Origin of the sequence: Roseovarius carneus, from assembly GCF_020141465.1 — a bacterium.
Lineage (GTDB): Bacteria > Pseudomonadota > Alphaproteobacteria > Rhodobacterales > Rhodobacteraceae > Roseovarius > Roseovarius carneus.
This window is the reverse complement of record NZ_JAHSPD010000002.1, coordinates 39181-63571: the sequence shown is the minus strand read 5'-3', so window position 1 is coordinate 63571 and position 24391 is coordinate 39181. Positions and strand designations below refer to the sequence as shown.

25 protein-coding genes and 2 pseudogenes are annotated in these 24391 nt (G+C 56.6%); 9 read left to right on the top strand and 18 right to left on the bottom strand.

The features are described 5' to 3' along the window. Together KUD11_RS15115 and KUD11_RS15110 are read left to right on the top strand one after the other, a co-directional pair. Positions 1-208: pseudogene (locus KUD11_RS15115) on the top strand (hypothetical protein); the annotation flags it as partial. Positions 209-210: 2 nt separating this feature from the next. Next, positions 211-549, top strand: coding sequence for a transposase (locus tag KUD11_RS15110; protein ID WP_224380325.1), 339 nt, complete (start codon positions 211-213; stop codon positions 547-549). A 221-nt stretch (positions 550-770) separates the two neighbouring features. On the opposite strand, the gene KUD11_RS15105 is transcribed toward KUD11_RS15110, so the two are convergent. The 13 genes from KUD11_RS15105 to KUD11_RS15045 all read right to left on the bottom strand — a co-directional run bounded on the left by KUD11_RS15105 (position 771) and on the right by KUD11_RS15045 (position 12239). Further along, positions 771-1634, bottom strand: coding sequence for a lysophospholipid acyltransferase family protein (locus tag KUD11_RS15105; protein WP_109388561.1), 864 nt, complete (start codon positions 1632-1634; stop codon positions 771-773). Positions 1635-1761: 127 nt separating this feature from the next. After that, positions 1762-2169 carry a universal stress protein gene (locus KUD11_RS15100; RefSeq protein ID WP_109388451.1) on the bottom strand — a complete coding sequence of 136 codons (408 nt, stop codon included), beginning with the start codon at positions 2167-2169 and terminating at the stop codon, positions 1762-1764. Positions 2170-2190: 21 nt separating this feature from the next. Further along, the gene (locus KUD11_RS15095; RefSeq protein WP_109388453.1) at positions 2191-3207 is read right to left on the bottom strand and encodes a YeiH family protein; all 1017 of its coding nucleotides are present in this window, start codon (positions 3205-3207) and stop codon (positions 2191-2193) included. Between the two features lie 48 nt (positions 3208-3255). Beyond that, complete coding sequence (locus tag KUD11_RS15090; protein WP_219930195.1) at positions 3256-4263, bottom strand: Ldh family oxidoreductase; 1008 nt, start codon at positions 4261-4263, stop codon at positions 3256-3258. A 63-nt stretch (positions 4264-4326) separates the two neighbouring features. Then, complete coding sequence (locus tag KUD11_RS15085; RefSeq protein WP_109388455.1) at positions 4327-5508, bottom strand: UxaA family hydrolase; 1182 nt, start codon at positions 5506-5508, stop codon at positions 4327-4329. A 12-nt stretch (positions 5509-5520) separates the two neighbouring features. Beyond that, positions 5521-5832, bottom strand: coding sequence for a UxaA family hydrolase (locus tag KUD11_RS15080; protein WP_109388457.1), 312 nt, complete (start codon positions 5830-5832; stop codon positions 5521-5523). 12 nt (positions 5833-5844) lie between these two features. Next, a complete protein-coding gene (locus KUD11_RS15075; protein WP_109388459.1) occupies positions 5845-6831 on the bottom strand; it encodes a zinc-dependent alcohol dehydrogenase in 987 nt (328 codons plus the stop codon). Further along, complete coding sequence (locus KUD11_RS15070; RefSeq protein ID WP_109388461.1) at positions 6828-7586, bottom strand: SDR family NAD(P)-dependent oxidoreductase; 759 nt, start codon at positions 7584-7586, stop codon at positions 6828-6830. The genes KUD11_RS15075 and KUD11_RS15070 overlap by 4 nt, the downstream gene beginning before the upstream one ends. Before the next feature lie 3 nt (positions 7587-7589). Beyond that, positions 7590-8897, bottom strand: coding sequence for a histidinol dehydrogenase (gene hisD / locus KUD11_RS15065; protein WP_109388463.1), 1308 nt, complete (start codon positions 8895-8897; stop codon positions 7590-7592). Positions 8898-8910: 13 nt separating this feature from the next. Continuing rightward, positions 8911-10242 (bottom strand): TRAP transporter large permease, encoded by a 1332-nt coding sequence (locus KUD11_RS15060; RefSeq protein ID WP_109388465.1) that lies wholly within the window; start codon positions 10240-10242, stop codon positions 8911-8913. Between the two features lie 11 nt (positions 10243-10253). After that, entirely contained in the window at positions 10254-10769 is a 516-nt protein-coding gene (locus tag KUD11_RS15055; RefSeq protein WP_109388565.1) for a TRAP transporter small permease, read from the bottom strand. A gap of 108 nt (positions 10770-10877) precedes the next feature. After that, complete coding sequence (locus KUD11_RS15050) at positions 10878-12023, bottom strand: TRAP transporter substrate-binding protein (protein ID WP_109388467.1); 1146 nt, start codon at positions 12021-12023, stop codon at positions 10878-10880. Between the two features lie 39 nt (positions 12024-12062). Then, positions 12063-12239 carry a hypothetical protein gene (locus KUD11_RS15045; RefSeq protein ID WP_181375366.1) on the bottom strand — a complete coding sequence of 59 codons (177 nt, stop codon included), beginning with the start codon at positions 12237-12239 and terminating at the stop codon, positions 12063-12065. A gap of 170 nt (positions 12240-12409) precedes the next feature. Between KUD11_RS15045 and KUD11_RS15040 the strand changes: the two genes are divergently transcribed. Beyond that, the gene (locus KUD11_RS15040; protein ID WP_109388469.1) at positions 12410-13441 is read left to right on the top strand and encodes a LacI family DNA-binding transcriptional regulator; all 1032 of its coding nucleotides are present in this window, start codon (positions 12410-12412) and stop codon (positions 13439-13441) included. 650 nt (positions 13442-14091) lie between these two features. On the opposite strand, the gene KUD11_RS15035 is transcribed toward KUD11_RS15040, so the two are convergent. The 5 genes from KUD11_RS15035 to KUD11_RS15015 all read right to left on the bottom strand — a co-directional run bounded on the left by KUD11_RS15035 (position 14092) and on the right by KUD11_RS15015 (position 18745). Continuing rightward, on the bottom strand, positions 14092-15708 hold the full coding sequence (locus KUD11_RS15035; RefSeq protein WP_146190877.1) for a hypothetical protein: 1617 nt from the start codon (positions 15706-15708) through the stop codon (positions 14092-14094). 104 nt (positions 15709-15812) lie between these two features. Next, positions 15813-16277 (bottom strand): GtrA family protein, encoded by a 465-nt coding sequence (locus tag KUD11_RS15030; protein ID WP_146190878.1) that lies wholly within the window; start codon positions 16275-16277, stop codon positions 15813-15815. Beyond that, positions 16216-17058 (bottom strand): class I SAM-dependent methyltransferase, encoded by an 843-nt coding sequence (locus KUD11_RS15025; RefSeq protein WP_109388475.1) that lies wholly within the window; start codon positions 17056-17058, stop codon positions 16216-16218. The genes KUD11_RS15030 and KUD11_RS15025 overlap by 62 nt, the downstream gene beginning before the upstream one ends. Further along, positions 17055-18005: a glycosyltransferase family 2 protein gene (locus tag KUD11_RS15020; RefSeq protein WP_109388477.1), complete on the bottom strand. Its 951-nt coding sequence runs from the start codon at positions 18003-18005 to the stop codon at positions 17055-17057. Before KUD11_RS15020 ends, KUD11_RS15025 begins: the two co-directional genes overlap by 4 nt. Beyond that, a complete protein-coding gene (locus KUD11_RS15015; RefSeq protein ID WP_109388479.1) occupies positions 18002-18745 on the bottom strand; it encodes a class I SAM-dependent methyltransferase in 744 nt (247 codons plus the stop codon). The genes KUD11_RS15020 and KUD11_RS15015 overlap by 4 nt, the downstream gene beginning before the upstream one ends. A gap of 271 nt (positions 18746-19016) precedes the next feature. Here KUD11_RS15015 and KUD11_RS15010 point away from each other — a divergent pair, with 271 nt between their 5' ends. The 6 genes and pseudogenes from KUD11_RS15010 to KUD11_RS14985 all read left to right on the top strand — a co-directional run. Beyond that, positions 19017-19754 carry a class I SAM-dependent methyltransferase gene (locus KUD11_RS15010; RefSeq protein WP_109388481.1) on the top strand — a complete coding sequence of 246 codons (738 nt, stop codon included), beginning with the start codon at positions 19017-19019 and terminating at the stop codon, positions 19752-19754. Further along, positions 19751-20728 carry an ATP-grasp domain-containing protein gene (locus KUD11_RS15005; RefSeq protein ID WP_109388483.1) on the top strand — a complete coding sequence of 326 codons (978 nt, stop codon included), beginning with the start codon at positions 19751-19753 and terminating at the stop codon, positions 20726-20728. Before KUD11_RS15010 ends, KUD11_RS15005 begins: the two co-directional genes overlap by 4 nt. Then, entirely contained in the window at positions 20706-21386 is a 681-nt protein-coding gene (locus tag KUD11_RS15000) for a metallophosphoesterase family protein (RefSeq protein WP_109388485.1), read from the top strand. Before KUD11_RS15005 ends, KUD11_RS15000 begins: the two co-directional genes overlap by 23 nt. Continuing rightward, positions 21379-22383 (top strand): glycoside hydrolase family protein, encoded by a 1005-nt coding sequence (locus KUD11_RS14995; RefSeq protein WP_109388486.1) that lies wholly within the window; start codon positions 21379-21381, stop codon positions 22381-22383. Before KUD11_RS15000 ends, KUD11_RS14995 begins: the two co-directional genes overlap by 8 nt. A gap of 11 nt (positions 22384-22394) precedes the next feature. After that, a complete protein-coding gene (locus tag KUD11_RS14990; protein WP_224380323.1) occupies positions 22395-23336 on the top strand; it encodes a glycoside hydrolase family protein in 942 nt (313 codons plus the stop codon). 312 nt (positions 23337-23648) lie between these two features. Further along, a pseudogene (locus tag KUD11_RS14985) lies at positions 23649-24313 on the top strand (DDE-type integrase/transposase/recombinase); the annotation flags it as partial. Positions 24314-24391 lie beyond the last annotated feature (78 nt).

Genomic DNA, 24391 nt, shown 5'->3' with positions numbered 1-24391 from the left:
CGCAGACTTGGAATACGCGATGATTGACGGAGCGATTGTGAAGGTTCACCGCTCGGGTCAGGGCGCAAAAGGGGGACTCTTTGCCAGGCCATCCATTGCCCGCGAGGGGGCGTTCTCGTGGTGGCATAACGACGAAGATATTGGCGCTGACAGACGCACTCGGCAACCTCGTCCATTTCTGCCTGATGCCCCCTTCTCGGGCATGTAAACATGCCCTGCCAGGCAACGGGACAGGCGCACGATCTGCGCGAGACTGATACTTTGATCCGTGGTCTGTCCGCAGGGCATCTGCTGGCGGATAGGGCTTTCGATGCAGATTGGTTGCGAAATGACCTGCTGGAACGTGGCATCATCCCAGTCATAGCGCCGAAATCCAATCGAAAGTTCCCCGTAACCTTTGACAAGGAAACTTACAAATGGCGACACCTGATCGAGAACTACTTCGGCAAGCTGAAGGAAAACAGAGGGATAGCCATGCGCCCCTGCAAGACAGATCAGAGCTTCAAAGCCTTCATCTCGATTGCGGCAACAATCATTCAGATACGGTGAACGTCAACAGCCCCTAAATGCAAAATGCTTTCAGGGGCTCATAAACGTAAGCGTTTCTTCAGCTTTTGAAGTTCCACGGTAGAAACTGATCAATGTCTTTTTGTTTATAGCCCTTGACGATGGCTTGGAGGATGCCGGTCAGGTAGTTGTGCTGCTCTCTCCTTGGCAAGGTGTTGCCGGTATCCGGTAATGGTTCCGTACCACGCCGGGCTGGAGGCCCGTCAAGGCTGTCGGGGCTCCAGTCCCAGGGTTTCCAGGCGCAACCACCGCATGAACCCCATGGGGTCACCAGCCCAGGCCGCAATGTCCTCGGGCGGAATGGGTTCACCGATGATGGGGCTTTGTGGCTTGTTCAACGCGTGTCGGACTTCATACAAAAGCAGACCCTGACGCAGCGTCGGCGACACAAGGCTTGCAAGCTGGTATGCGAGGCTGTTTTGGCCCTCGAAGCGGAACGGCAAAACAGTTGCACCGGACCGCTGGATCATCTTGGCGGTAAACGCGCTCCATTCACGCTCGATGACCGGACCAAAGAAGCGGTCTGCGGAGGCCACGACACCAGCCGGAAACAGGACGATCGCGCCGCCCTCTGCCAGATGGCGCATGGCCGCGCGGCGCATTTCAATATTCTTGCGTAGGGCATCGGGATCATGTGCAAACGGCACCGGCAACATGAATCGGTCAATCTCCGCAATGCCGGTAAGCAGGGACCGTGTGAGGATCTTGTAATCGCTCCTGACGCGGCCAACAATATCGGCCAGCACCATCCCATCCACAAGTCCGTGCGGGTGATTTGACGTGATAACCAGCGGACCAGTGCGCGGAATACGCGCGATTTCATCATCAGGGGTCTGCCGCTCAATGCCCATGACATCAAGCGCCTGCCCCCAGAAGGGTTGCCCATCAGGAACACCCATCGCCTCAAACTTGCGAATGCGGCGCAGCAGATGCGGCTTGGCCGTCAAAAACTCCATCACCTGAATGATGATCTGTTGAAAGCGGTTCGTAAAAGTGATCGCATAGGACAGACGCCGCCCGTCATACGCCTCGTCGCTCAGCCGCCCACCTTCGCCTTGACCGGGCATGGATATATCGATCACTTCGCCGCTCTTGGAGGGCGACGTGCGGCGTTTGCCCTTTGGAACCTTTGTCACGGTTTACACCTTTTGAACCTTCTGAAAGGCACGAAAACATATTTGCCCAAAACCCACATTAGCGCAGAACATAGACCGAGCATGTCGCACGTCGCACAACCCGCGAGGCCGTTGACCCCAAAAAATACTCGATCGCACTTGGATCGTGGGCACCGACGATGATCAGATCAGCTTTGATCTCGCGGGCAATTTCGGGAATGCGCAAACCCGCCTTGCCCGTGGTGACCAGAGCGTCGATATCCGTTGCGTCCCCTGCCAGCGCAGCCAGTTTTTCGGTGATCTGAGCCATGAGGTGGTTTTCGGATTTCACCGTGACAAACTCGGCTGCAAATCCCGGAATTTTTTCCAGCACCGTCAGCAGTGTGATGCGCCCGCCCGGTGCCAGAAGGGCGCGGGCGCGGGCAATCTTGGCGGCCACCATCGGCTCGTGGTCGATGGCAACGGGGATTAGAATAGACATGGGCATGAAGGTATCCTTTTGCCGGGGTCAGGTGGGAAGAAGAGGTAGATAGGTGAGCGCCAGCGCAACCATTGTCGCCAAGAAGACCGTCTCGGCCAACAAAAGGGCCGCCGCAGGCTTTCCGACTTTCAGGATTTCGACAGGGCGTGTCTTGAGACCAACTGCGGCGATTGCTGTCAGCAGAAACCACCCCGACCCGTCAACCGCGATGGCCCGCATCGGGGCTGGCAGGGCCACCATGGAATTCAGTGCCGCCAGCAAAATGAATGCCAGTACGAAACCGGGTATCAGGGGGGGGCGGGCGCCAGAGGCATCAGAGGTCGTGACGCTGCGCAGAAAGATCGACGCAATGATCACAACCGGGGCCAGCATCGCCACCCGCAGAAGTTTCACCAGCGTCGCGGTCTCGCCTGCCTCTTCCGATATCGAGAAACCGGCCCCTACCACCTGCGCCACATCGTGGATTGTCGCCCCCAGATAGATGCCCGCAGTCACATCGTCGAACCCCAGGAACTGGCTCAGGATCGGATAGGCAATCATGGCGACGGTGGATAAAATAGTGACGCCCACAACGGTAAATACCAGCCTGTCGTCCGATTTTTCATCCTTTGGGAGGATCGCCGCAATCGCGAGGGCTGCCGAGGCACCACAGATGGCAACTGCCCCCGCCGATAAAAACGCAAAGCGGTAGCGGAAGCCGAAGAACCGCGATGCCAGCAGGCCGAATAGAATGGTTACAGGCACCATCGTCACGACCATCGCCACAATAGGCCACCCAAGTGCGCCGACCATGTCAAAACTGATCCGAAGCCCCAAAAGCGCCACGCCCAGCCGCAAAAGTGTGCGCGCACTCATTGTAACGCCCGGACCACAGCGTTCGTCCACAGAAAGAAAATTCAGGCTGATCCCAAACAAAAGAGCCAGCAACATGGAGGGTGCGCCATAATGCTCGGAGATGAATTTACTTGCCAGCGCGATGATCACCGCCACCGTCACACCCGGCATCATTGCCTGGGTGCGGGTGACCCAACCGGAAAAAATCATATTTGCGTCCCCGAGCAGTGGTTTGTAGTTGCGCCGTTGGCCGCAGGATTAAGCGCCATTGGCGAGTGACTTTGCGACGTCGATATACTGCGTTGGAACGCACAGGCCTTCGGCCTCGCTCCGCAGGATTTCTTGGCGCCTGCGCGCACCGGGCGGGCGTGCCCCCTCCATCGACTGAATCGTGTCCAGAAGCGCGCTGACACGGGCCAGAAAGTCGGAACTGGCATCGGGACGGATCGCGATCAGGGTCTGGCCCACACGCGGTGCAGGCCCGTCTGCATCGAAAAACGTGCCCGCCTCATGGCTCATGGCGCTGCCGGTAAAGGCGGCGGCAAGGATCTCGACCATGAGGGCAAGTGCGGTGCCTTTCGCCTCGCCAATCGGCTGCATCGTTCCGGCAAGCGCTTCGGCTGGATCGGTCGTCGGGTTCCCTTGGGCATCCAGCGCCCAACCAAGCGGGATCTGTTGGTTAGACTTGTGCGCGTTCATCACTTTGCCGCGCGCGACTTTTGACAGCGACAGATCAATCACCAAAGGCGCGCCATTGGCCTGCGGCGTGGCAAAGGCAATCGGATTGGTGCCAAATAGCGGTGCCTTGCCGCCCCAAGGGGCAATCGCCTTGGGGGCATTGGCGACCATGATGCCGATCAGACCGGCATTGGCGATCTTCTCGACCTGAACGGACAAGGCCCCGCAGTGATGCGAATTGGCGATGGCCATGATGGCAATGCCCATCTCTTGGGAAAGCGGCAGGCCCGCGGCGAGAGCCTTATCCAGCGCGGGAAAGGCAAAGCCCTGATCCGCATTGATCAAAAGCGAGGCAGGCCCACGAGAATGCGTCGTGATCAGGGCGCTACGGTTGATTTTGCCCGAGGCGAACTGGGCCGCGTAATCACCCAGACGCGAGAAGCCGTGACCAACCTGACCTTCCGCCTCCGCCGCGACAATGGCTGTTGCCACCGATGCGGACACATCCCGAGGCACGCCCACCGCGATCAAGGCGGATTGCACCAGCTGTCTCGCATCTGCGAGCGAAATATTGGTTCGGTCAGTCACCTGAAAACTTTCATGAAAAGTAGCGTGCAGGCGGCCCCGATTGCGGAGCCGCCCAAGTTTGTATCAGGCGCTGCGATACAGTTTGGTCATCGAGAATTCCCGGTGACCCAGTGCTTCGGCGGCTGTGTTGCGGCCATTGGCAGTGCGGCGGATCATCTCGATCAGCGCGTCGCCTGCCTCGTCGATGGTTTGCTCGCGGCGCAGGATGCCAGAGACATCCAGATCCACATGCTCGGCCATGGTACGCACGGTGCGCGGGTTTGCCGTGATCTTGATCACTGGCACAATCGGGTTACCGACCACATTGCCCTGCCCAGTCGGGAAAGTGTGCAGCACGGCGCCACCGGCAGCCATCAAGGTCACGCATTCCGCAGCCGCAGAGGAGGAGTCCATGAAGTACAGACCATTGCCCTTAGCCGGTGCTTCGGCGGGCTCAAGAATGTCGATATAAGTCGAGGTACGACCAATTTTTTCGAGGTTCCCAAGGGCTTTTTCCTCAATTGTGGTCAGGCCGCCTTCGATGTTGCCTTTGGTGGGCTGGCTGTCGCTCAGGTCATCGGTCTGATGCGCGAAGATCACATCGTCCTGATAGGCCTTCCACATTTTGTACCACCGCTCGCCCACTTCCGGGGTCGCTGCACGCTCTTTGCAGATATGCTCTGCGCCAGTGATCTCGGAGGTCTCACCAAAGAACCCGGTGATGCCTTCTGGCAGCAGTTTGTCGTACATGTTCCCAACGGTCGGGCAGGAGCCCAGACCTGTGGTCGTGTCGCTCTCACCGCATTTAGTGGAGATCCACAGCTCGTTGATCGAGCATTCCTCGCGCTGGATCTCGGTCGCGTGGTGGACGAAATCCTTGGCAGCCCAAGAAGCGGCACGGATTGTCTCGAAATCGCCCTTTTGCTCAATGGAGAATTCGGCAACAGGCTTGCCCGTCAGACGGATGCCGTCGGCGATTTTCTTGGTCCAGCCCGGCTCGATCCCGATCACGACAACAGCGGCGACATTGGCATTGGCGCCGGTGCCGATGATGGTGCGAAAGTGGGTGTCGAGATCTTCGCCGAATTGCAGACGCCCATACGCATGCGGGATCGCCATGGTCCCTTTGACGTTGTTGGCAACCGCTTCGCAGGCCGCGTTGGAGATGTCATCCACAGGCAGGATGATGACGTGATTGCGCACGCCCACCCGGCCGTTTTCACGGCGATACCCTTGGACGGTGGTGTTTGAATATTTGGATGTCATGTTCAGGATTCCTTACCAGCGCTTCGTTTTGCAGTTTTGAGTGTGGACATGCTCGCCCTGACCGATATCAGCCGTGATCTTGCCGATGTCTTCGCCGTATTTGGTGGCGGTATCACCGGACTTGAGGTCTTTGAGCGCGATTTTGTGGCCAATCGGCACATCATGCTTGGCTGTCAGCCGGAAGGTTGAGTTGTCGTGCGTGATGCAGCACAACATATCGGTGCCAGCCACCAGACCCTCGACCACGACGACGCCAACATTGTCGGCCTCTTCATGGACCAGCAGGTGCGGAATCTCGTTCGGGATTGGTTTTGTATCAGCCATAGTTTTGTCCTTTTATGCAGGTTTGAGAATTATTTTCGGTGCTGCGATCACACCTTTGCGGAGGTCTGAAAACGCCCTGGCACCCCCCTTGAGCGGGCGTGTTTCTGTCCAGTCAAGCGGCCCAAGCCGCCCGTCGAACATTGCGGCGCAGGTGTCGCGGAAATCCTGCGCGGTATAGGTATACGTGCCGATGAAGCTGATCTCTTGCAGGGTCAAACGGCGGATATCGAGGCCAGCGGTGCCTCCGCCCAAGCCCACATGCAAGATCACACCGCCCGGACGCGTGGCGGCACAGGCCGTGGCGCGGGTGGCATCATAGCCCACACAATCCACGGTAATGTCGAAGAGCATCCCATCGATCTGCTCAGGGGCCAGAACGCGCACATGCGCGCCAAGGTCCAGATGATCGCGGCGCAGCGCGTTAGGCTCGACCAGAGTCACATCCCTAACACCTTGCGCGATCAGGCTGATGGCGCTGGCCACGCCAATTGCACCGCCGCCGATGACCAAGGCGCTGTTCGCGCGGTCACCGCCCAAATTCTCCAGCCCCAGACGAATGGCGTGCCAGCCCACAGCGACCGGTTCTGCCAGCGAGGCTTTCTCCAACGAGACCGCATCCGGCACGCGCACCAGATTACGTTCCGGCATGGCGACAAATTGCGCAAAAGCCCCCTCGCGCGGCATCATGGAGATGATCTGGCGCGTGCTGCACAGATTGTCACGGCCCGCCACACAGGCCGAGCACGTGCCGCATGTCACCAGCGGATTTATCGTGACGCGGGCGCCATCCAGCGGCCCGCCTTGCACGGTCCCTGCGGCTTCATGACCCAAAATCAGCGGTGCAGGCCGCCGGTCATCGTGACCCAGATAGGCATGCATGTCAGAGCCGCAAATGCCGACACTGTCGATGCGGATCAGATGGTGATCATCGGCCAGAACGGGGTCCGGAACATCACGCAACTCCAGCGTCTCGATGCCGGTATACACAAGCGCTTTCATTTCGCGGTGAACCCTCCGTCAACCATCAGAACCTGCCCCGTGACATAGGCGCAAGCGTCCGAGCACAGAAACAGCAAAGGTCCGTCAATGTCCTCCGGCTCGCCGTTGCGCCCGATACAGGTTTGCGCGGCATTGCGGGCGGCCCGCTCGGGGTCATTGAACACGGCGGCTGTCAACTCGGTGCGGAAAAATCCCGGACCGATGGCATTTACAGTGATCCCATCCGATGACCACGCCTCGGCCATGGCACGGGTCAGCTGGGAAATCCCACCCTTCGACGCGCCATAGCTGAGGCCGCCCGGAAAAGCGCGGTGCGACTGGAGCGAGGCAAAATTGACGATCCGCCCCCAGCCTTTCGCCCGCATGCCCGGCACGAGATGCTGGGACAAAAAGAACGGCACGGCAAGGTTCAGGTTGAGGGTAATGTCCCACCCTTCAGGGGTCACGGTGTCTGCCGTCTCGCGGGTGTTGATGCCTGCGGCATGCACCACGATATCGGGCGCCCCAAAGGGAGCAGCGGTGCGGGTGGCCAGATCTGCAAGTCCCGCGCGGTCACTCAGATCATAGGGTAAGGCGAAAACATCGCCGGGGGCTTCCGCTTGCAGCGTCTCCAGCGCTTCGGCACGGCGCGCGACTGCAATCACCTTGGCCCCTGCCTGCGACAGCACAAGTGCCGCGCGCCGACCAAGGCCGGAACTGGCCCCGGTGACACAGGCAACATGGCCGGTCAGGTCAGGATGATCGCGCGCATCCATGGCCTATTCTTCCGCCGTCAGGTCAAAATTTTGGCCGGGGAAGAACTTGGCCAGCCGGATGTCCGCCGTGCGGGCGTGCCCTTCCATACCCTCAAGACGGGCGATGCGGGCTGTCGCCTCGGCGATCTTTTTAGCGCCGTCACGGGTGGAGCGCTGCCACGTGACGATCTTCATGTATTTATGCACTGACAGGCCCCCGGTATAGGTCGCCGCACGGCTGGTGGGCAGCACGTGGTTGGTGCCTGATGCCTTGTCGCCAAAGGCCACGGTTGTTTCCTCGCCCAGAAACAACGAACCATAACAACTTAGACGGTCCAGCCACCAATCCAAATCGGCTGCCTGAACGGTCAGGTGTTCGGGCGCATATTCATCGGATGTTGCGGCCATTTCCTCGCGGTCAGCGCACAGGATCACCTCGGCATAGTCGCGCCATGCGGCGGTTGCATTCTCGCGGTTCACGTCCGGCAGATCATTGATCAGGGTCGGTACAATGCGCATGACCTCTTCGGCAATGCTGCGGCTGTCTGTGACCAGCCAGACGGGAGAGTTATAACCGTGCTCGGCCTGTCCCACGAGATCAACGGCAACAACCATCGGGTCCGCGTCCTTGTCCGCGAGGATCAAACTGTCGGTTGGGCCTGCGATCATGTCGATGCCCACGCGGCCAAACAGGATCCGCTTCGCCTCGGCCACGAACTGGTTGCCGGGACCGACCAGAATGTTTGCGGGCGGCAGTCCGAACAGACCAAAGGTCATCGCCGCGACGCCCTGCACGCCGCCCATCGCCATGATCTTGTCCGCGCCACAGATATGCGCAGCATAGATGATCGCGGGTGCCACACCCACGCCTGGGCGCGGCGGTGAACAGGCGACGATATGCTTGCAGCCCGCAACCTTTGCCGTGGTGACCGTCATGATTGCGGAGGCGATGTGCGAATAGCGCCCACCCGGAACATAGCAGCCCGCCGCATCGACCGGCATGACCTTCTGGCCCGCGATCATCCCCGGCACAACCTCGACCTCGATATTCGTCAGCGTCGCTTTTTGGGCTTCGGCAAACCGTTTGACGTTTGCATGGCTGAACCGGATATCCGCCTTGATCTTCTCGGGTACAAGGGCGGCCGCAGCCTCGATCTCGGCCTCCGACAGGATGATGCTGCCCTCGTATTTGTCGAACTTGGCCGCATACTCAAGGGCCGATGCGTCGCCGCCTGCTTCGATGTTGTTCAGGATGCCCTGCACAAGGTCGTGCACGTCGGATGCGCCGCTGCTCGGGGTCAGGGTTGCTTTCTTGAGGTATTCTCTGGTCATGGGATTACGGATCCTATCGGTAAATATCTGGAAGAAGGATTGTGGATATCGTGGGGATGTAGGCGATCATCAGGGTCACGATCAGCATGAAGCCCACGAAGGGCACGGCCTGTACCGCGATCTTGAGGATCGATTCCCCCGTTATCCCCGACACCACAAAGAGGTTTAGTCCCAGCGGCGGTGTGATGAAGCCCACACCGAGTGCTGTGATCATCATGATGCAGAACTGGATCTCGTTCATGTCGATGCTTTGTGCGAGGGGGAACAGGATCGGTCCGAGGATCACGATGTTGGGAGTGGTTTCCATCACGCAGCCTGCGGCGATCAGGATCAGGATCATCATCAGGATCAAGATCCAAGGCTCATTACTGACACTTGTTGCCGCCGCCACAAAGCCTTGCGGGACACCCAGCAGGGCCAGCGCCTGTGCCAGCGGCAGCGAGAAGGCGATGATCGGCAAGATCACCCCGTTCACCTTTGCCGAACTGACCAGCATCGCCGGAAAGTCGGAGAAGCGCAGCGTGCCGATGATGAAGCCGATGGTGATTGTGACAACCACGGCCACGGCACCCGCCTCGGTCGGGGTCAGGCGGCCCGAGAAGATGCCGTAGAAAATGATGCCGGGCACAAGGAATGCGTACCAGCCGGATTTTATCGCCCGCCAGAGGTTTGCGCCCCATTCACCCACCGTCAGCAACCCGCCGCCCTCATAGGCATGGCGGCGGTTGACCAGCGTGTTGGTGATCAGGATCGCCAGCAGAACCAGCAGGCCGGGAACAACTGCGGCGAGGAACAGGATTGAGACGTTCACCCCCAGCACCAGACCGATGATGATATAGGCGATGGAGGGCGGGATCAGGATTCCAGTACAGGCACCTGCCGCCACGAGCGCACAGGCATAGGGGCGCGGATAGCCGCTCTCGACCAGCCGGTGGATCGTCATGCGGCCCACCGCAGCAGCGCCCGCAGCGTCAGAGCCGGAGATGGCCGCAAACATGCCGCAGACGAGCACCGTAGCCGAGCCAAAGCCACCTTTTGCCCAGCAGGTTATCGCTTCTGCCACGTCGAGGAACTTTTTCGATAATCCAGTCCGGACCAGCACATCGCCAGTCAGGATGAACAGCGGCACAGCGGTCAGGGCGAAATGGTCGATACCGTGAAACAGGCTCTCGCCGACAAGGCTGAGCGGCAGCGCGCCCGAGATCATGAGCATCAGGATCGCGGCGCCGCCGATGGCAGCCCAGACCGGTACGGCCAGTGCGATCAGCCCGACGAAAACGATCATAGGGATATAGAAATCCCAGCCCAGAATGACCGGTTGGTTCTGAAGATTTTGCCAAAGCATGTGTCAGCCTCTCAATCGAACAGCGTGTCGCCTTCGTAAACGTCACGTCCGTTTCGAAGATCTGATAGGTCCCGAAGGAAAGACTGGATCAGCCGAAACATGACCAGCGCGAAGCCGAAAGGCACAGCAAAGAGAAACAGGTATTGCGGCACGCGCAAACCATGGGTCACCGACCCGAATTTCCACGAGACATGAACCGCCTCCCACGACCAGTAGAGGGCAATGATGGCGACCACGAACATCACCACATCGCCCAAAATATAGAGCAGGGTTTTCATGGTTCGCGGCACGTAATTCATGATCACGTCGATCCGGATGTGCCCGCGCTGTTTGACCGCCGAGGCGGCGCCAATCCAAGCGAGATAGATGAAGGAATAGCGCACGATCTCTTCGCCCCATATTGATGAATAGGAGAAGACCTCGCGGCGCACGACCTCGATAAACATCGTACCGACCAACATCACGTAGAAGACAAGCAGGAGCCAACGCTCACCGTTTTTGTCAAAGCCGTTGTATATCCTCGACATAGAGTTCTCCCGTTCGGATGCGCGCATCATGCGGTCCGGTATCTGAAGGTCATGCTGTGGAGCAATTATGAACGGGCTGGCACCATGGCGGCGCCAGCCCAAAGGCCATTATGCGTCGTGGACGTAATAGCGGCCCGGCGTACCGGCAGCCTCTTCGAGGCGTGCGAACGTGTCCATGTCCCCGGCCAGATCAACCTTGAACTGGTCCCATTCGGTTTTCTGGTATCCGCCAACAGATTTCCACTCTGCCAGCTGATCCTCGGAAAGCTGGTGGAACTCAACTCCGTTCGCCCGCAACTCGGACATGGCAAAACCGCGTGCCGCAGGCACTTTGGCAAGGTTCTGAGCTTGCGTAATCTCGCCGGCAAACTCGATCCCGTCCTGAACGTCCATCGGCAGGCTGTTGAACCACTCAAGGTTGACCGAGTAGACTTGGCTGTCGGGCACGGCCTGCGTGAAGGTCACGTGGCTCAGAATCTCGCCAAAGCCGAAGACATGCAGGGCACCGACCGAAGGGTCAAGCGCGTCTGCAACACCCTGACGGATTGCCGAAGGCGTCTCGCCCCAAGCCACGGGTGTCGGGTTTGCGCCGACCATGCGGTAGTATTGCTGCAACATCGCGGAGCCGGGTACGCGGAATTTGACGCCTGCCATATCGGCTGGCGTGATGATTGCAGTGCCGCCCTGACGGACCGCGACAACGCGCGGGTCGATGACGATATAGAACAGCGACTTGAAACCTGCCGTAGCAATCTTGGGGTCCACTTCAGCTTTCCACGCGTCCGAGCTTGTCAGATTGGTGAACCGCTGGTTCGACCCGCAGAAATAAGGCAGGTTGATCAGGTCAGCGACCGGCGCGAAAGGCGCAAAGTTCGCCAGAGAATGCTGTGCGCACTGGATGGTGCCGCCTTGGACGGCCTGCACCAATGCGCCGCCGGTTCCCAACTGACCACCGGGGGCCAGACGCACATACACCTTGCCGTTGGTCATGTTCTGGATGTTTTCTTTCAGGTCGAGCTGCATGATCGGATAGCTGCGCGAGGCGCCCAGAATATAGGCCGTGCCGATCGTCATTATGTGCTCTGCGGCCGCTTCACGGTCACGCTCTTCTGCGGCGGTCTGTGCAACTGCGGCTGACGACCACAGCATCCCGCCTGCACCGGCGACCATAGCGGCGGTAAAACCACCTGTTCCTGCCAGCTTCAGAAAGTTACGGCGCTCCGTGGATACGCGCTCATTATCAAGTTTCTTCATTTAGTTTCCTCCCATTGAAACGTTTTTTATGTCGAATTCTTAGTTTTTCCTGTCGCGCTCCTCACGCTGCAGAATGCCGACAACGAAGGCTACGGTCGACCCCAGAAGGATCAGCATCTCCGCAACACTCCCCACCACCGGAGCCTCTCCTACCGCTCCGATGACCACATTTGCCGTGAAGGCCACGAGCAAGACAAACGCTGTAGTAAAAGCCATATTTCACAACCTTTGCCTGTTGAGTGACGATTCGTAGGGATTTTGTAAGCGCTTACAATTTCAAAAGCAAGCGCTTGCATTATATGTTACTATTGAGTTGCCGAGATCGGCAGGGCGTTGAGAAGATCAAGGCCCTGATACGCGTCCCAATATATAAAGATTCAATATGCATGGATAGTTTGCCCCCTACCAAAGCAGTCGCGACACTTGCAGATGTCGCGGAACACGCCAATGTGTCCACTGCAACCGTTTCGCGGTGCCTGAACCTGCCCGATCAGGTGACAGGGAAAACCCGCGAACGGGTCCTCAAAGCGGTTGCCGAACTTGGCTATGCACCCAATTTCGGTGCCCGCGCTCTGGCGGCAAAACAGACCAATACATTCGGCGTGATTATTCCGACGATGGAAAACGCCGTCTTCGCCAGAGGCATTCAGGCTTTCCAGGAGGAGCTTGGGCTGCATGGCAAAACCCTGCTGATCGCATCTTCGGCCTATAGCGCATCGCTTGAGGACGCGCAGATACGCGCCCTTGTTGCAGGCGGTGCCGATGCTTTGCTTTTGATCGGATATCATCGCAGTCAGGATATCTATGACTTCCTCGACAAACGGTCCATTCCGGCTCTGGTTTCGTGGTCTTACGCGCTGGACCGTCAGCAGCCCGCAATCGGTTTTGACAACGTCAATGCGATGGCCGAACTCGCCCGGTTGGTGATTATGCAAGGGCACCGGAAGATCGCGTGTATTTCTGCACCAATCGCATCGAACGACCGCGCACGCGGACGCGTGGATGGCATCAGGTTGGCAATGAGCGAGATGGGTCTTGATCCTGCCGACATGATTTTGAAAGAAACCCCTTATGGCATCGAGAATGGCGAGATGGCCTTTCGTGAAGCCCTCGCAGCGGAGCCTGCCACAACAGCCGTTATGTGCATCAACGACGTCCTTGCCGTTGGGGCGTTGAGGGCCGCAAAGGAAATGGGCCTAAAGGTTCCAGCCGATATATCTGTGACTGGTTTTGACGATATCGAGATTGCCCTGCTGGCAGATCCTGCGCTGACCACAGTGCACGTGCCGCACCGCGAAATGGGCCGACGCGCCGCCAGCATGCTCATTCAGATGGTCACACAGCGCAAAAATTGTGAAAGCGTGGAACTCCCGACCGACATCCGCCTGCGCAGCTCACTTGGGCCTGCTCCGCAATAAATGGCCGTGAGCGTCATATTCCTTGTAAGCCAGCAGTGGTTCTGACGCAGGCAATAAATCCAGCAAGGCAGGTGCGAACGCAATATCGGCCCGTTTCCTAGTTCGAGATTAAATGAATGTGGCTATCTGCCTGCAAGCATTTTTGTGGGCATAGATTCTCGTGCTTGGGCCGCCACGCGAACGCCTCGCTCTCGACGATTGCCTGCAATCACCTGCCGGGCAATGGGTAGCCTGAATTTTTGCCCTCGTTTTCCGCCATGGGCCGACCTGTGCGCACGCGCTGCTGTGGAGTTGATGCTCAAGTCGTCAGGCAATTCCGACTGCGCTGGGAGCGTGGTGAAGATGCTTATTTAAAGCCCCTTGTGGGTCAATCGGTTGAAACGGTTGCGAAGCGTCATGGCGGACCGTATTCCAGCGAGCAGTCCTGCCACCTCCAACTGATCCACAGAACAAGGATGATCCCGCCGATCACGCGCCTGTCGTCCACGCGCCGCGTGCTGGGTTAGTTCTTCGGCAGCAGCAGTGGCTCGGTCAATGCCATCGCACGACCAGAAAGCCAAAATCTAACTGTCCTCATCACCTCCAACATAAATATATAAGGCTGAATCAGAGGAGATCATAATAATCAATGGTTTGCTTGAGTTTGGAGCCTAGGGCGTGCCGCGTGCCCAGACCTCAACAGTATGCTGTTGAAACGGCAATAGTGGAGTGCCGCAGAGCATATATCCGTTTTGATCGGGTTGTAGGCGGGCGGGTAGGGTAACCTGCTCAGCAATCACCTCACGGGTGAGAACCATAACCACTTGGGGCGCGCTGTCGGGATTCCAATATTCCAGCACGGTATCCGCTTGGGCGGGGTTGTTTAACCACGGGGACACGGGCGGTACGGCGTCAAAAATCAGTGCTAATCCCGGCACATTGAACAGCCCCATGAATGCGGCTCCGGGCTGGATTGCGCAGATCTCCTTTGCCTGCTCGATTTCACCTAAGAAAGCTGCGGTGGCGGCATCCACCTTTACATCGCCTAGCATGCCAACAGACACGGTTTGGGTGTGGGCCACCAGAGGCGTTTGTAGATGATAAGGCGCGCGCCCAAAACTGGTGATGATCTGTGAGGTCGACAACACCAAGAACAAGCAAGCGCAGCTATGCTGCATAAGATGCCGGGTTTCATTGGCTCGTGTGATAGGGGACGCTTGTGTCATTAAGGCCAGCAGCACAACTGTGATGCTCCAAGGCGCAAGGGTGATAACGATCTGTGTGAATAGCGCGTTGCCGGTTCCGATAGCCACGCTGAATGGCAACAATACCAGCCCGGTGTAGAACAATGCCACTCTGCGGTTTATGGTCCAGGCGCGCACCCCACACCCAAAGGCCAGTATGATAAGGGTATAGTAGCCTTCCATTATTGTTGGGTACTGATCGACCCCACCTAAGTAGGTTTTCTCCAACACGGCGTTCAGGATCAAGATGCTGACAGTTGTTATTGCCAGCCAGCGGCGCGGGTAAAACAAGAGAGCTATGAATGCGAAAACAGTGGGTGAAAAGGTGATCAGCGCCCCTGCAGTCGAGGACAAAAGCGTCACGGCGTAGCGGATCAGGCGGGCGCCCACAGACTCTGTCTGGACCATGCGGAACAGTTCCAGACCGCTGTTAAAACTGTCACGGACTGGCAGTGTGCCGGGGTGGGTCAAAACCAAAAGCACCAAGGTAAGGGTCGCCCCGATAATCCCAGCCGTCACCATCGCCCATTTGCGGCGACGCTCCTCAAGGCCCAGCATCAGACCGCAAACAACCAATGCGGTGCAGATACCCGCAGAGGGTTTGTTCACAAACGCCACCGCCAAGCATAGCCCGGCCAACAGTGACAGCATCAAGCCGGTTGAAGGCTTTGCACGCCCAATCGCCAGAAACGTCAGCCCCGCTGCACCGTAGGCTCCCGCAGAGGCCAGCAAATTATAGCTGGGCGAGGGCGCAATGGTTGCGACATACATCAAAGCGCCAACCGCGCTGGCCGCGATTACACCCGCCACTTCCAAACGGCTCCAGACGCGGTCCGTCAAGTGTGCCAGAATCCACACCGCGCCCCAGCCCAGCAGGCTCGACGTACCCAGCAAGATAGCCGCCCCCGTCATGCGAAACCCCTGGAGGCTTTCAGTCAACGCCCAAAGCGGCGCAAGGGTCCAGTGTTGTGCCGAGATATATAAAAGGATCTGATCGGGGTGGATCGCGGATAGCAGGTAGTAGGCCTCATCGGTGAACTCCAATGCGCGATCAGAGGCCCAGATCACCGCAACCCCCAGTATCGCAAAGCAAATCAATGCAAGCCAAAGGACGATACGCGACGGGGCAAAAACTGTAGGTGTGGGAGTCATGGCAGGGGGGGGGCTTTTTTGAGGGACCAAAATTTAGCGGCTATAAAGTTGAATGCGATAATAAAGGGCATGACGATCAACTGCGCCCAAAATGGATCAAAGCCGCCGATCTCAACCAAAGCAGAAAGGGCCATCAAGTTTGCTGCAATCGAAAAGGCCCCCGCCGTGAGGTATTTGAAAAACCGCATCCCGAAGGACAGGCGGTCTTCGGGGCGGAACACCCAGACGAAATTCAGAACATATGTCAGGATATTGCCCGATATCCAGGCCAATAACAAAGCCGCGACATAGCCAGTGTGCATAACCTTTAGGGCCCCAGTGAACACCAGAAAAGTGAACACGAAATTCACCCCGCCAGCCAATAAAAAGCGGGACATTTCCATGTTCATAACTAAGACCTCATGGTGCGTTTTTACGGGCGACAACCACCAATGTGCCCCCGACAGGTAGGGGAATTCCAACGCGGATCAGCGCTTCGTCAATAAACATGATCTTGTTGAACACCCAGTTCACGACCGGCGAAAACGTGACCCGATCCGACAGGTTATCTGTGTCTTCTGTCGCGGGGCTGTCTGGTTTGACCTTATCCAGCAGACGCGACAGCCACATCAGTGGAAACAGGGTGAACACATGGGAGGTGACGCGCACAGGTGTGAACCCTGTTTGGCGCAGCTTGCCCACCATCTCCGCCCGCGAATAACGGCGTTTGTGAAAAACGATTTCATCCAGCTTGCTCCAAAGGAACATATGCTGCGGCACAGATACAATGAACACGCCCTCCTCAGTCAGCATTTCGTGGACGTTTTGCAACCCGGTGACGTCTGCCTCGATGTGTTCAAACACATCAAAGGCAGTGATGATTTCATAGCGCCGATCCAAGATGCCTTCGGTGACATCGTATTGGATAAACTCAATATCCGGCTGGCGTTTTTGCGCAAACTGTAACCCCTTGAGGTAAATCTCGGAGCCAGTCACGGTCAATGTGCCGTCTTTGCTTAGATGCTGGGCAAAATTCCCGGTGCCGCAGCCTACATCCAAAAGGCGGGCTTGCCCTAGGCGATCTCGCTCGCGGTGGACAAGCCAGCTGAACAGGCGGTTGCGCGAACTAACCCAGAAACTGGTTGCGGCGTATTCATCTGTCAGATCAAATCCGCTGTCAGGGTAGTCTGCGTAATCGTTGGCCACGCCTTCGCTGTAGCAAGTGATCGTGCCGACAACGTTTGGGGTTAGCTGTTTGCTCATAAGAATTTGTCCCGAATCACATAATTGGGGCGCTTTCGGACCTCTTCGTTAATGCGCCAGACATATTCTCCGATCACACCCAGCATCACCATGATCATGCCGCCGATAATCAAAATCACCATCATCAAAGGCGCCCAGCCATCAAATGGTGTGGCCCCGCCCGCCCAGGCAAACAGGATCGAAATTGCATATAGCAGTCCTAAAAAGCTGGTGAAAAACCCCATAACCGAAATCGCGCGGATCGGCAAAAACGAGGAATCCAGTACCGCATCGGTAAAATTCTTCAGTTTTTTAGTGAAGTTATATTGAGATTTGCCTATGGTGCGTTCCTTACGCTCATAGGGGATGAAGTTGGTGCGATAGCCCGGCCACAACAGATCACCTTGGAAAAACCGATGCCGCGTGTCCATTGCGTTGAATTGGTCCATCGCGACCCGGTCCATCAGGACGTAATCAAACCCGCCGCTGGGAATTTGCGGCACAGCCATCCGCAAGACCCCGTAGGCAAGCCATGAAAACGCCTTCGCGGCCATTGGGTCGGACCTATTGGTGCGATAGCAGACGACGATTTCAGCCCCTGACTGCCACTGCGCCGCCATTTCCACGATCAGATTGATGGGGTCTTGCAAGTCGGCGGAGATGTTGATCACCGCGTCCCCGGTTGCTTCGGCAAAACCTGCCAACATGGCGGCCATTTGCCCAAAGTTCCGCGTGAATGTTATCACCTTTACCGAAGGGTCGGTCTCGCGGATGCGGTGCAACTCCTCCAGCGAGCCATCGCTGGAGCCGTCGTTCACAAACACTATTTCCAAGGTGTGACCCTTGAGGGGACCATCAAACAGCGCGCTGATCTGTTTGTGGGTTTCGGCCAGCGAGCCTTCGTTTTCGTAGACGGCCACAACGACTGAAATCGCGCGTGCCTGAAACTCGGGCACGGCGTCGTTCATTCGCCGGCCTCACAGACTAAAAAGATGCTGGAACAGAGGTCAGGATATTGCTGACCCAGCATAAAGCATCCCTCAAGGTATTCATCGGAAATGATGTCAGTGTTCAGCAGTTGGTCCCACTGGAAGTTGGCCAAAGCTTTAAAGAACACGCCCGAGCGGTGCACAACCTTGAGGCCCGCAGCGGTGGCGTCCCGCTCCAATGTGTCAAGGCTGTAAGTGATCCGGTGGCCATGGGCCTCTTCGGCGGGCGTGATCGCGGCATTATGCGAAATCAGTCCCATCTTAACAGCAATCTGGCGCGAGGGCGCGTTGGCGTTGGGGCAAATCACGAAGAACCGTCCACCGGGGGCCAGCCATTCTGTGTTTATTCGGCGCATCACACTGACCGGATCATCCAAGTGTTCCAGCACGTGGGTCAGAATGATGTTGTCATAGCGGCGGGGCAGGTCGATCGTTTCAAACAGGCCTTGGTGAAATTCGATCGTGTCCGGCAGGTTGGCGCGTGTGTGTGCGACAGCCTCTCCGGAAGCTTCGACGCAGGTGATATCCTCAAAGTGGGGCATCAGGCGGCGGGTGAAATCGCCCAAGTAGCTGCCCAATTCCAGAACCGAGCCCTGCTTGAACAGCGGCTCACAAGAGCGCATCATGTATTTATGCATCACATCCAGGTCGAAATTATAGGCATATTGGTGATCAGCCGTGTCTTTGAGTTCGGCGTCATAGTCACGTTCTAATGTCATAATCGCTCCTTGAGGTGTTACCGACCCCGCAATTGGGCCCTTGTATGGTGCGTCCATAGCAAGTCCGCTGCCGCAAAAAAAGTTAAAATGATGGAGCGTAGTGCCCTATGGGCCGCGTTGGGATAGGATTTTGGCGAGGGATTGAGCCGGATTTAAACGGGGCAATTAGGGTTGCCCGCTGTGGATATACGCCTTACTTGAAAAGCTACAAATCGTGCTTTAGCGATCGGAAGTCACGGTTTGGAAGGCTTTGAGACGGGTGAGGACGACGATGACGATCGAATTTGAGACAACCACACTGGACGCCCAAGCCTTGGCCTATAAGGGCGACAGCCAGTACGATTTTGACAATGAAATCTTGATGAACTGGTACCCCCGGCGCATTTTGGATCGTGTTGGGCAGGCAGGCTCACTGCTGGAACTTGGGCTGGGGCACGGCTTTACCACGCAGATTTTCGCTCAGCATTTCGACCGGCATCTTGTGTTGGAGGGCTCGCAGGAGGTCATCGGGACGTTCCAGGCGAAGTCTCCCGATTGCTCCGCAAAGATCACACAGACGTGGTTTGAGCGCTTTGAGACCTCCGAGCGGTTTGACACCATCGTCATGGGGTTCGTTTTGGAACATGTCGATGATCCGGTTGCGATCCTGCGCCAGTACCGTGATTTTTTGGCGCCGGGGGGTAAGATGTTTTTGGCCGTCCCCAACGCCGAAGTATTGAACCGTCGTCTTGGACATGCCGCAGGGGCGCTGGATGACATTACATATCTGTCCGAGCATGATCACCTTTTGGGACATCAGCGGTATTATACCGTCGACACTTTTACGGCGCACATCAACGCTGCGGGCTACAAAGTGGATCGCATGGAGGGAATTTATCTAAAACCCTTCATGACCCAGCAGATGATCGCGTTGAACTTGGAGCCGGCCTATATTGATGCGCTGTGTCAGATCGGGGTGCACTATCCCGAACTAAGCTGTGGGTTGTTGGCGGAAGTGTCGGGGCAATGACGCGGGTTCTGGTCTCTGGGGCCAGCGGGATCGTTGGATATGGTATTTTGCGGGCTTTGCGGCAGGCGCGGCCTGAGTGTTTCTTGGTTGGTACATCTATTTATGACGATTCCGTCGCACCGGCCTTTTGCGATGTGTTTGAACAAGCCCCACGCACCGATGACCCCGGATATCTGGAGTGGTTGATGACCACTCTCAAGAAGCATCAGATCAATATGCTGATGCCTGGAATCGAGGCGGACATGTATCACTGGACGCAGCATGCCACGGATATTCGTGCCGCAGGCTCCATGCCCCTTTTGAATCACCCCGATCTGACCGCGCTTTGCGAAGACAAATGGGCATTCTTCCAGCATCTTAAAGCCGCAGGGATTGCCTGTGCTATCGACAGCGCCTTAGAGGATGACTTTGACATATTGTCCCAAAAATTTGGGATGCCTTTGTTGTTAAAGCCACGCAAAGGATTCGGCTCAAAAGGGATCGTTCGTGCGAGCACCCGTGAGGCCTTTGCCCCGCACAAAGCACAGATTGGCGTGCATCTTATGGTGCAGCCGCTTGTGGGCACCGATGAGGAAGAATTCACTATCTCTGCGTTTTGCGATGCAAAGGGCGGATATTTTGCCGCAATGGGCCTGCGCCGCAAACTGTCGCGCGACGGGTTCACCGATAAGGCAGAGGTCATCGACATCACCCCTTTTGAGGCATCGATGCAGGCGTTGTGCCAGTTGTTTCGCCCGGTTGGGCCGACCAACTTTCAATTCCGGGTTGGGGCAGGTGGTCCCAAATTGCTTGAGATCAACCCGCGCATTTCCTCAGCCACCTCCATCCGCACAGCCTTTGGGTATAACGAAAGCGCCATGGCCCTTGGGTTCTTCTTAGACGGGCAGATCCCAACTCAACCTTTGATCCGGTCTGGGCGGGCCGTGCGCTACATAGACGAGCATGTATTTTATGAAGACAGCATTCATCTCTGACATTCACGGCAACTATGAGGCGCTGACTTCCGTTTTGGCGGAAATTGACCGCTTGGGCGTTGATAATATTTACTGTGCCGGTGATGTGGTCGGCTATTACACCCAGATCAACGAGTGTTGTTCGATGTTGCGCGAAAGGCAGATCCCTTGCGTGATGGGCAACCACGATTGGTATCTGGCAGGAGGCGGGTTTTGCATACGGTCTCAATCTGTCAATGACTGCATGGTCTATCAACGTAAAATTTTTGAGCCGAGCCACATGGAGTGGTTGCGTAGTTTTCCTGTGCAGCGCGATATTGGTGAAATTCGTCTTGTGCATGGTGGTTGGAGTGATCCTATCGATGAATACATCGATATCACCCCCACATATTTTGAGCGCGTCCAAGGGCGTGTCTTCGTGTCAGGGCACACCCATCTGCAGTCTCTGAACCACTTTGGTGATAAAATACACTGTAACCCCGGGTCCGTAGGTCAGCCGCGTGACGGCGATCCACGTGCGGCCTTTGCCATTTATGAGAATGGTGATTTCACCCTTCACCGTGTGGAATACGATATGCAAAAGGTTTTTGATCTGATGGATGCCGCTGGGTTTAGCGACTATTACTACGGTGGCTTGCAAACAGGGGCACGGAATTTGCGGCGGCTTAGCGATGACTGATACACACCAGACCACACCGCGATTCATTTGGCGTAAAATGGGTAAGGTCTTTGACCCCAAAGATCTGACAACCGAAAGCTGGATGCATGAGTTTGCGCAATCCCCTGCAACGGTGATTTTCGATGACTTCGTGCGCGTTTACTTCTGTTCCAGACCTGCGCCTGGACCGGATGGGCAATATCTCAGCTATATCTCTTATCTTGATCTGGATCGTCGGGATCTGACAAAACGGCTGCGCGTGTGTGAACAGCCCGTGTTGGAGCTGGGCGCCTTCGGCACCTTTGATGAGTTTGGCACATACCCTGTGTCCGTTATCCGCGATGGGGGCGATATCCGAGCATACTACGCGGGCTGGACGCGGTGCGAGTCGGTGCCATTCAACGCCGCCGTGGGCCTTGCGATCAGTACCGACCAAGGGGAGACTTTCACCCGCCTTGGTAAAGGCCCGGTACTGCCGTTTTCTCCCGATGAACCGTTTCTTTTGGGCAGCCCCCGCATCCGCAAATTCGCAGATGTCTGGCATCTGTGGTATGTCGCAGGGCGTGAGTGGCGTAAAATGGATGATGGCCGCACAGAGCCGATTTACAAAATCCGCACGGCGACCTCCGCGGATGGGATCGTTTGGGACAAGCTTGGTAAATCACTGATCCCCGATAAACTGGGTCTCGATGAATGTCAGGCTTGCCCCGATGTGATATACCGCAATGGACGTTATCACATGTTTTTCTCCTATCGCGGCCTGCATAATTACAAAGAGCGCAGCGGCGGCTACCGCATCGGTTACGCCGTATCAGATGATATGATCACTTGGGACCGGAATGACGATATGGTCGATATCAGACTGTCCCAGACTGGATGGGACAGTGAAATGATCAACTATCCTCATGTGTTTGACCTGGATGGGGCAACGTATATGCTGTTTCAGGGCAATGGTATGGGCCGCGAGGGCTTTGGTCTTGCGGTTTTGGAAAACGATGACGCGTGGGGGCAGGCATGAAGTGGACTGCCATGGGTAAACTATTTGACCCTACTGAACACGCGTTGTCAAACAACTGTGAAACCTTTGCCCAATCGCCACAGACCTTGGTGATGGAAGACCGGGTGCGGGTGTTCTTTTCCACGCGGGAACGCGACAATACGGGAAAGTTTCTCAGCCACATCGCCTATGCGGATTTCGCCCATGATATGCAGACGCTTTTAGGGGTTGCACAGCATACTGTTCTGCCTTTGGGCGATCTTGGGTGTTTTGACGAACACGGAGTTTTTCCGATCAATGTGCTGCGCGATGGGGACCGGGTTCTTGGGTACACCACGGGCTGGAACCGTAAGGTCTCGGTCTCGGCAGATGCGGCGATTGGTTTGGTGATCAGCCATGACAATGGCGAAACCTTTCAGCGTCACGGTGCAGGCGGCCCGTTGCTTGCGCCCAGCTTGCACGAGCCGCTTTTGGTCGGTGACGCCTTTGTACAAAAGTTCGACGGCACCTATCACATGTGGTATATTTTTGGCACCAAATGGCAAAAGTTCGACGCAGAAAGCCCCCCAGACCGGGTCTATAAAATTGCCTATGCAACCTCACCTGATGGGATTGCATGGCAGCGCGATGGGCGCGCTATCATTGCGGACACATTAAACCCCGATGAATGTCAGGCCCTGCCAACGGTGATCCAGATTGAGGGCCGCTATCATATGTTCTTTTGCTACCGCGAGGCGTTTGGCTTTCGCACGGATAGCAGCCGTGGATATCGCCTGGGGGCGGCTTGGTCCGATGATCTCACGACATGGACGCGCGATGACAGCTTGGCTCCGGCCCCTTCGCAGCCCGGCGCGTGGGATAGCGATATGCGGTGCTATCCGCATGTGTTTCGCCTGAAAGATAAGGTTTATATGCTGTATAATGGCAATGCCTTTGGGCGTGAAGGCTTTGGGGTGGCGGTGTTAGACGGCTGATCGAACGTGCATTAAGCCTTTAGAGCGTGTTCCGTTCAATTGAATTCATCGGACAGGACGAACGCGTTATGCTTCGCAAACGCTGCTTCGCCCGGTCCGACGCATACTTTAACCCAATTAAACGCGGCACGCCCTAGGTGGTCTCTGCATTTAAGGGAGCCAGGCCATAGCGCATGCGATTGCTACGAATGACTTGAAGGATGAGGCTGACATTTCACATCGAAGCGGGATCTTTCTGAACTGCTTGATCTGATTGAAGAAACACTCCACCAAGTGCCGTTATTTGTAGAGTATCCAGTCGATTGCCTTGGTCGTCTTGTGGGTTGGGATATCAATGCAAAGAAGACTTATAGGATTAACAAGGAGTTGGGTACGTAACTGCGCAACAAGACGCCCAAGCGGCGAGTGAAGGCAAAGCTGCGCGAAGACCGTAAAGATGCCGTGAGACCGAATGATGTCTGGGCGATGAATTTTGTGTATGACCAGTTGGCGACAGGACGTAAGATCCGGCTACTGACGGTCGTTGCACCTTCTCACGGTACGTGCCCGTCCTTGATGCCATGTTCAGCTATAAAGACGAGAATGTGGTCACGACGCTAGATCGTGTCTGCCGTCAGGTGGGTTATCCCAAAACGATTAGGGTCGATAACGGCAGCGAATTTATCTCTTGCGACATGGATTTTTGGACGTGCTAGCGGAACGTCACGCTCGACTTTTCACGGCCTGGAAAACCCATTTACAATGCATATATTGAAGCCTTCAATGGCCGGTTCCGGGCCAAGTGCTTGAACGCGCACTGGTTCACGGCCTTGCAGACACGTCCGAAAAGTTGGGGGCTTGGCCTCTCTCAGCGATGCATGCATCGCCTGCCGGGCAGCGGTAGAGACTACAGCGAAGAACAACCGCATGGCGCAATCTGGAACAAGGTCCCGGCGGCGCTCATGAAATCACCAGACGCATCCAGCTCGTCTGCGTGATCAATATGCGGAAAATCTAGCCCTGACCGTGAACACTTTGGGTAGCACAGAATTATCTGGTTGCCGATCTGCGTGATG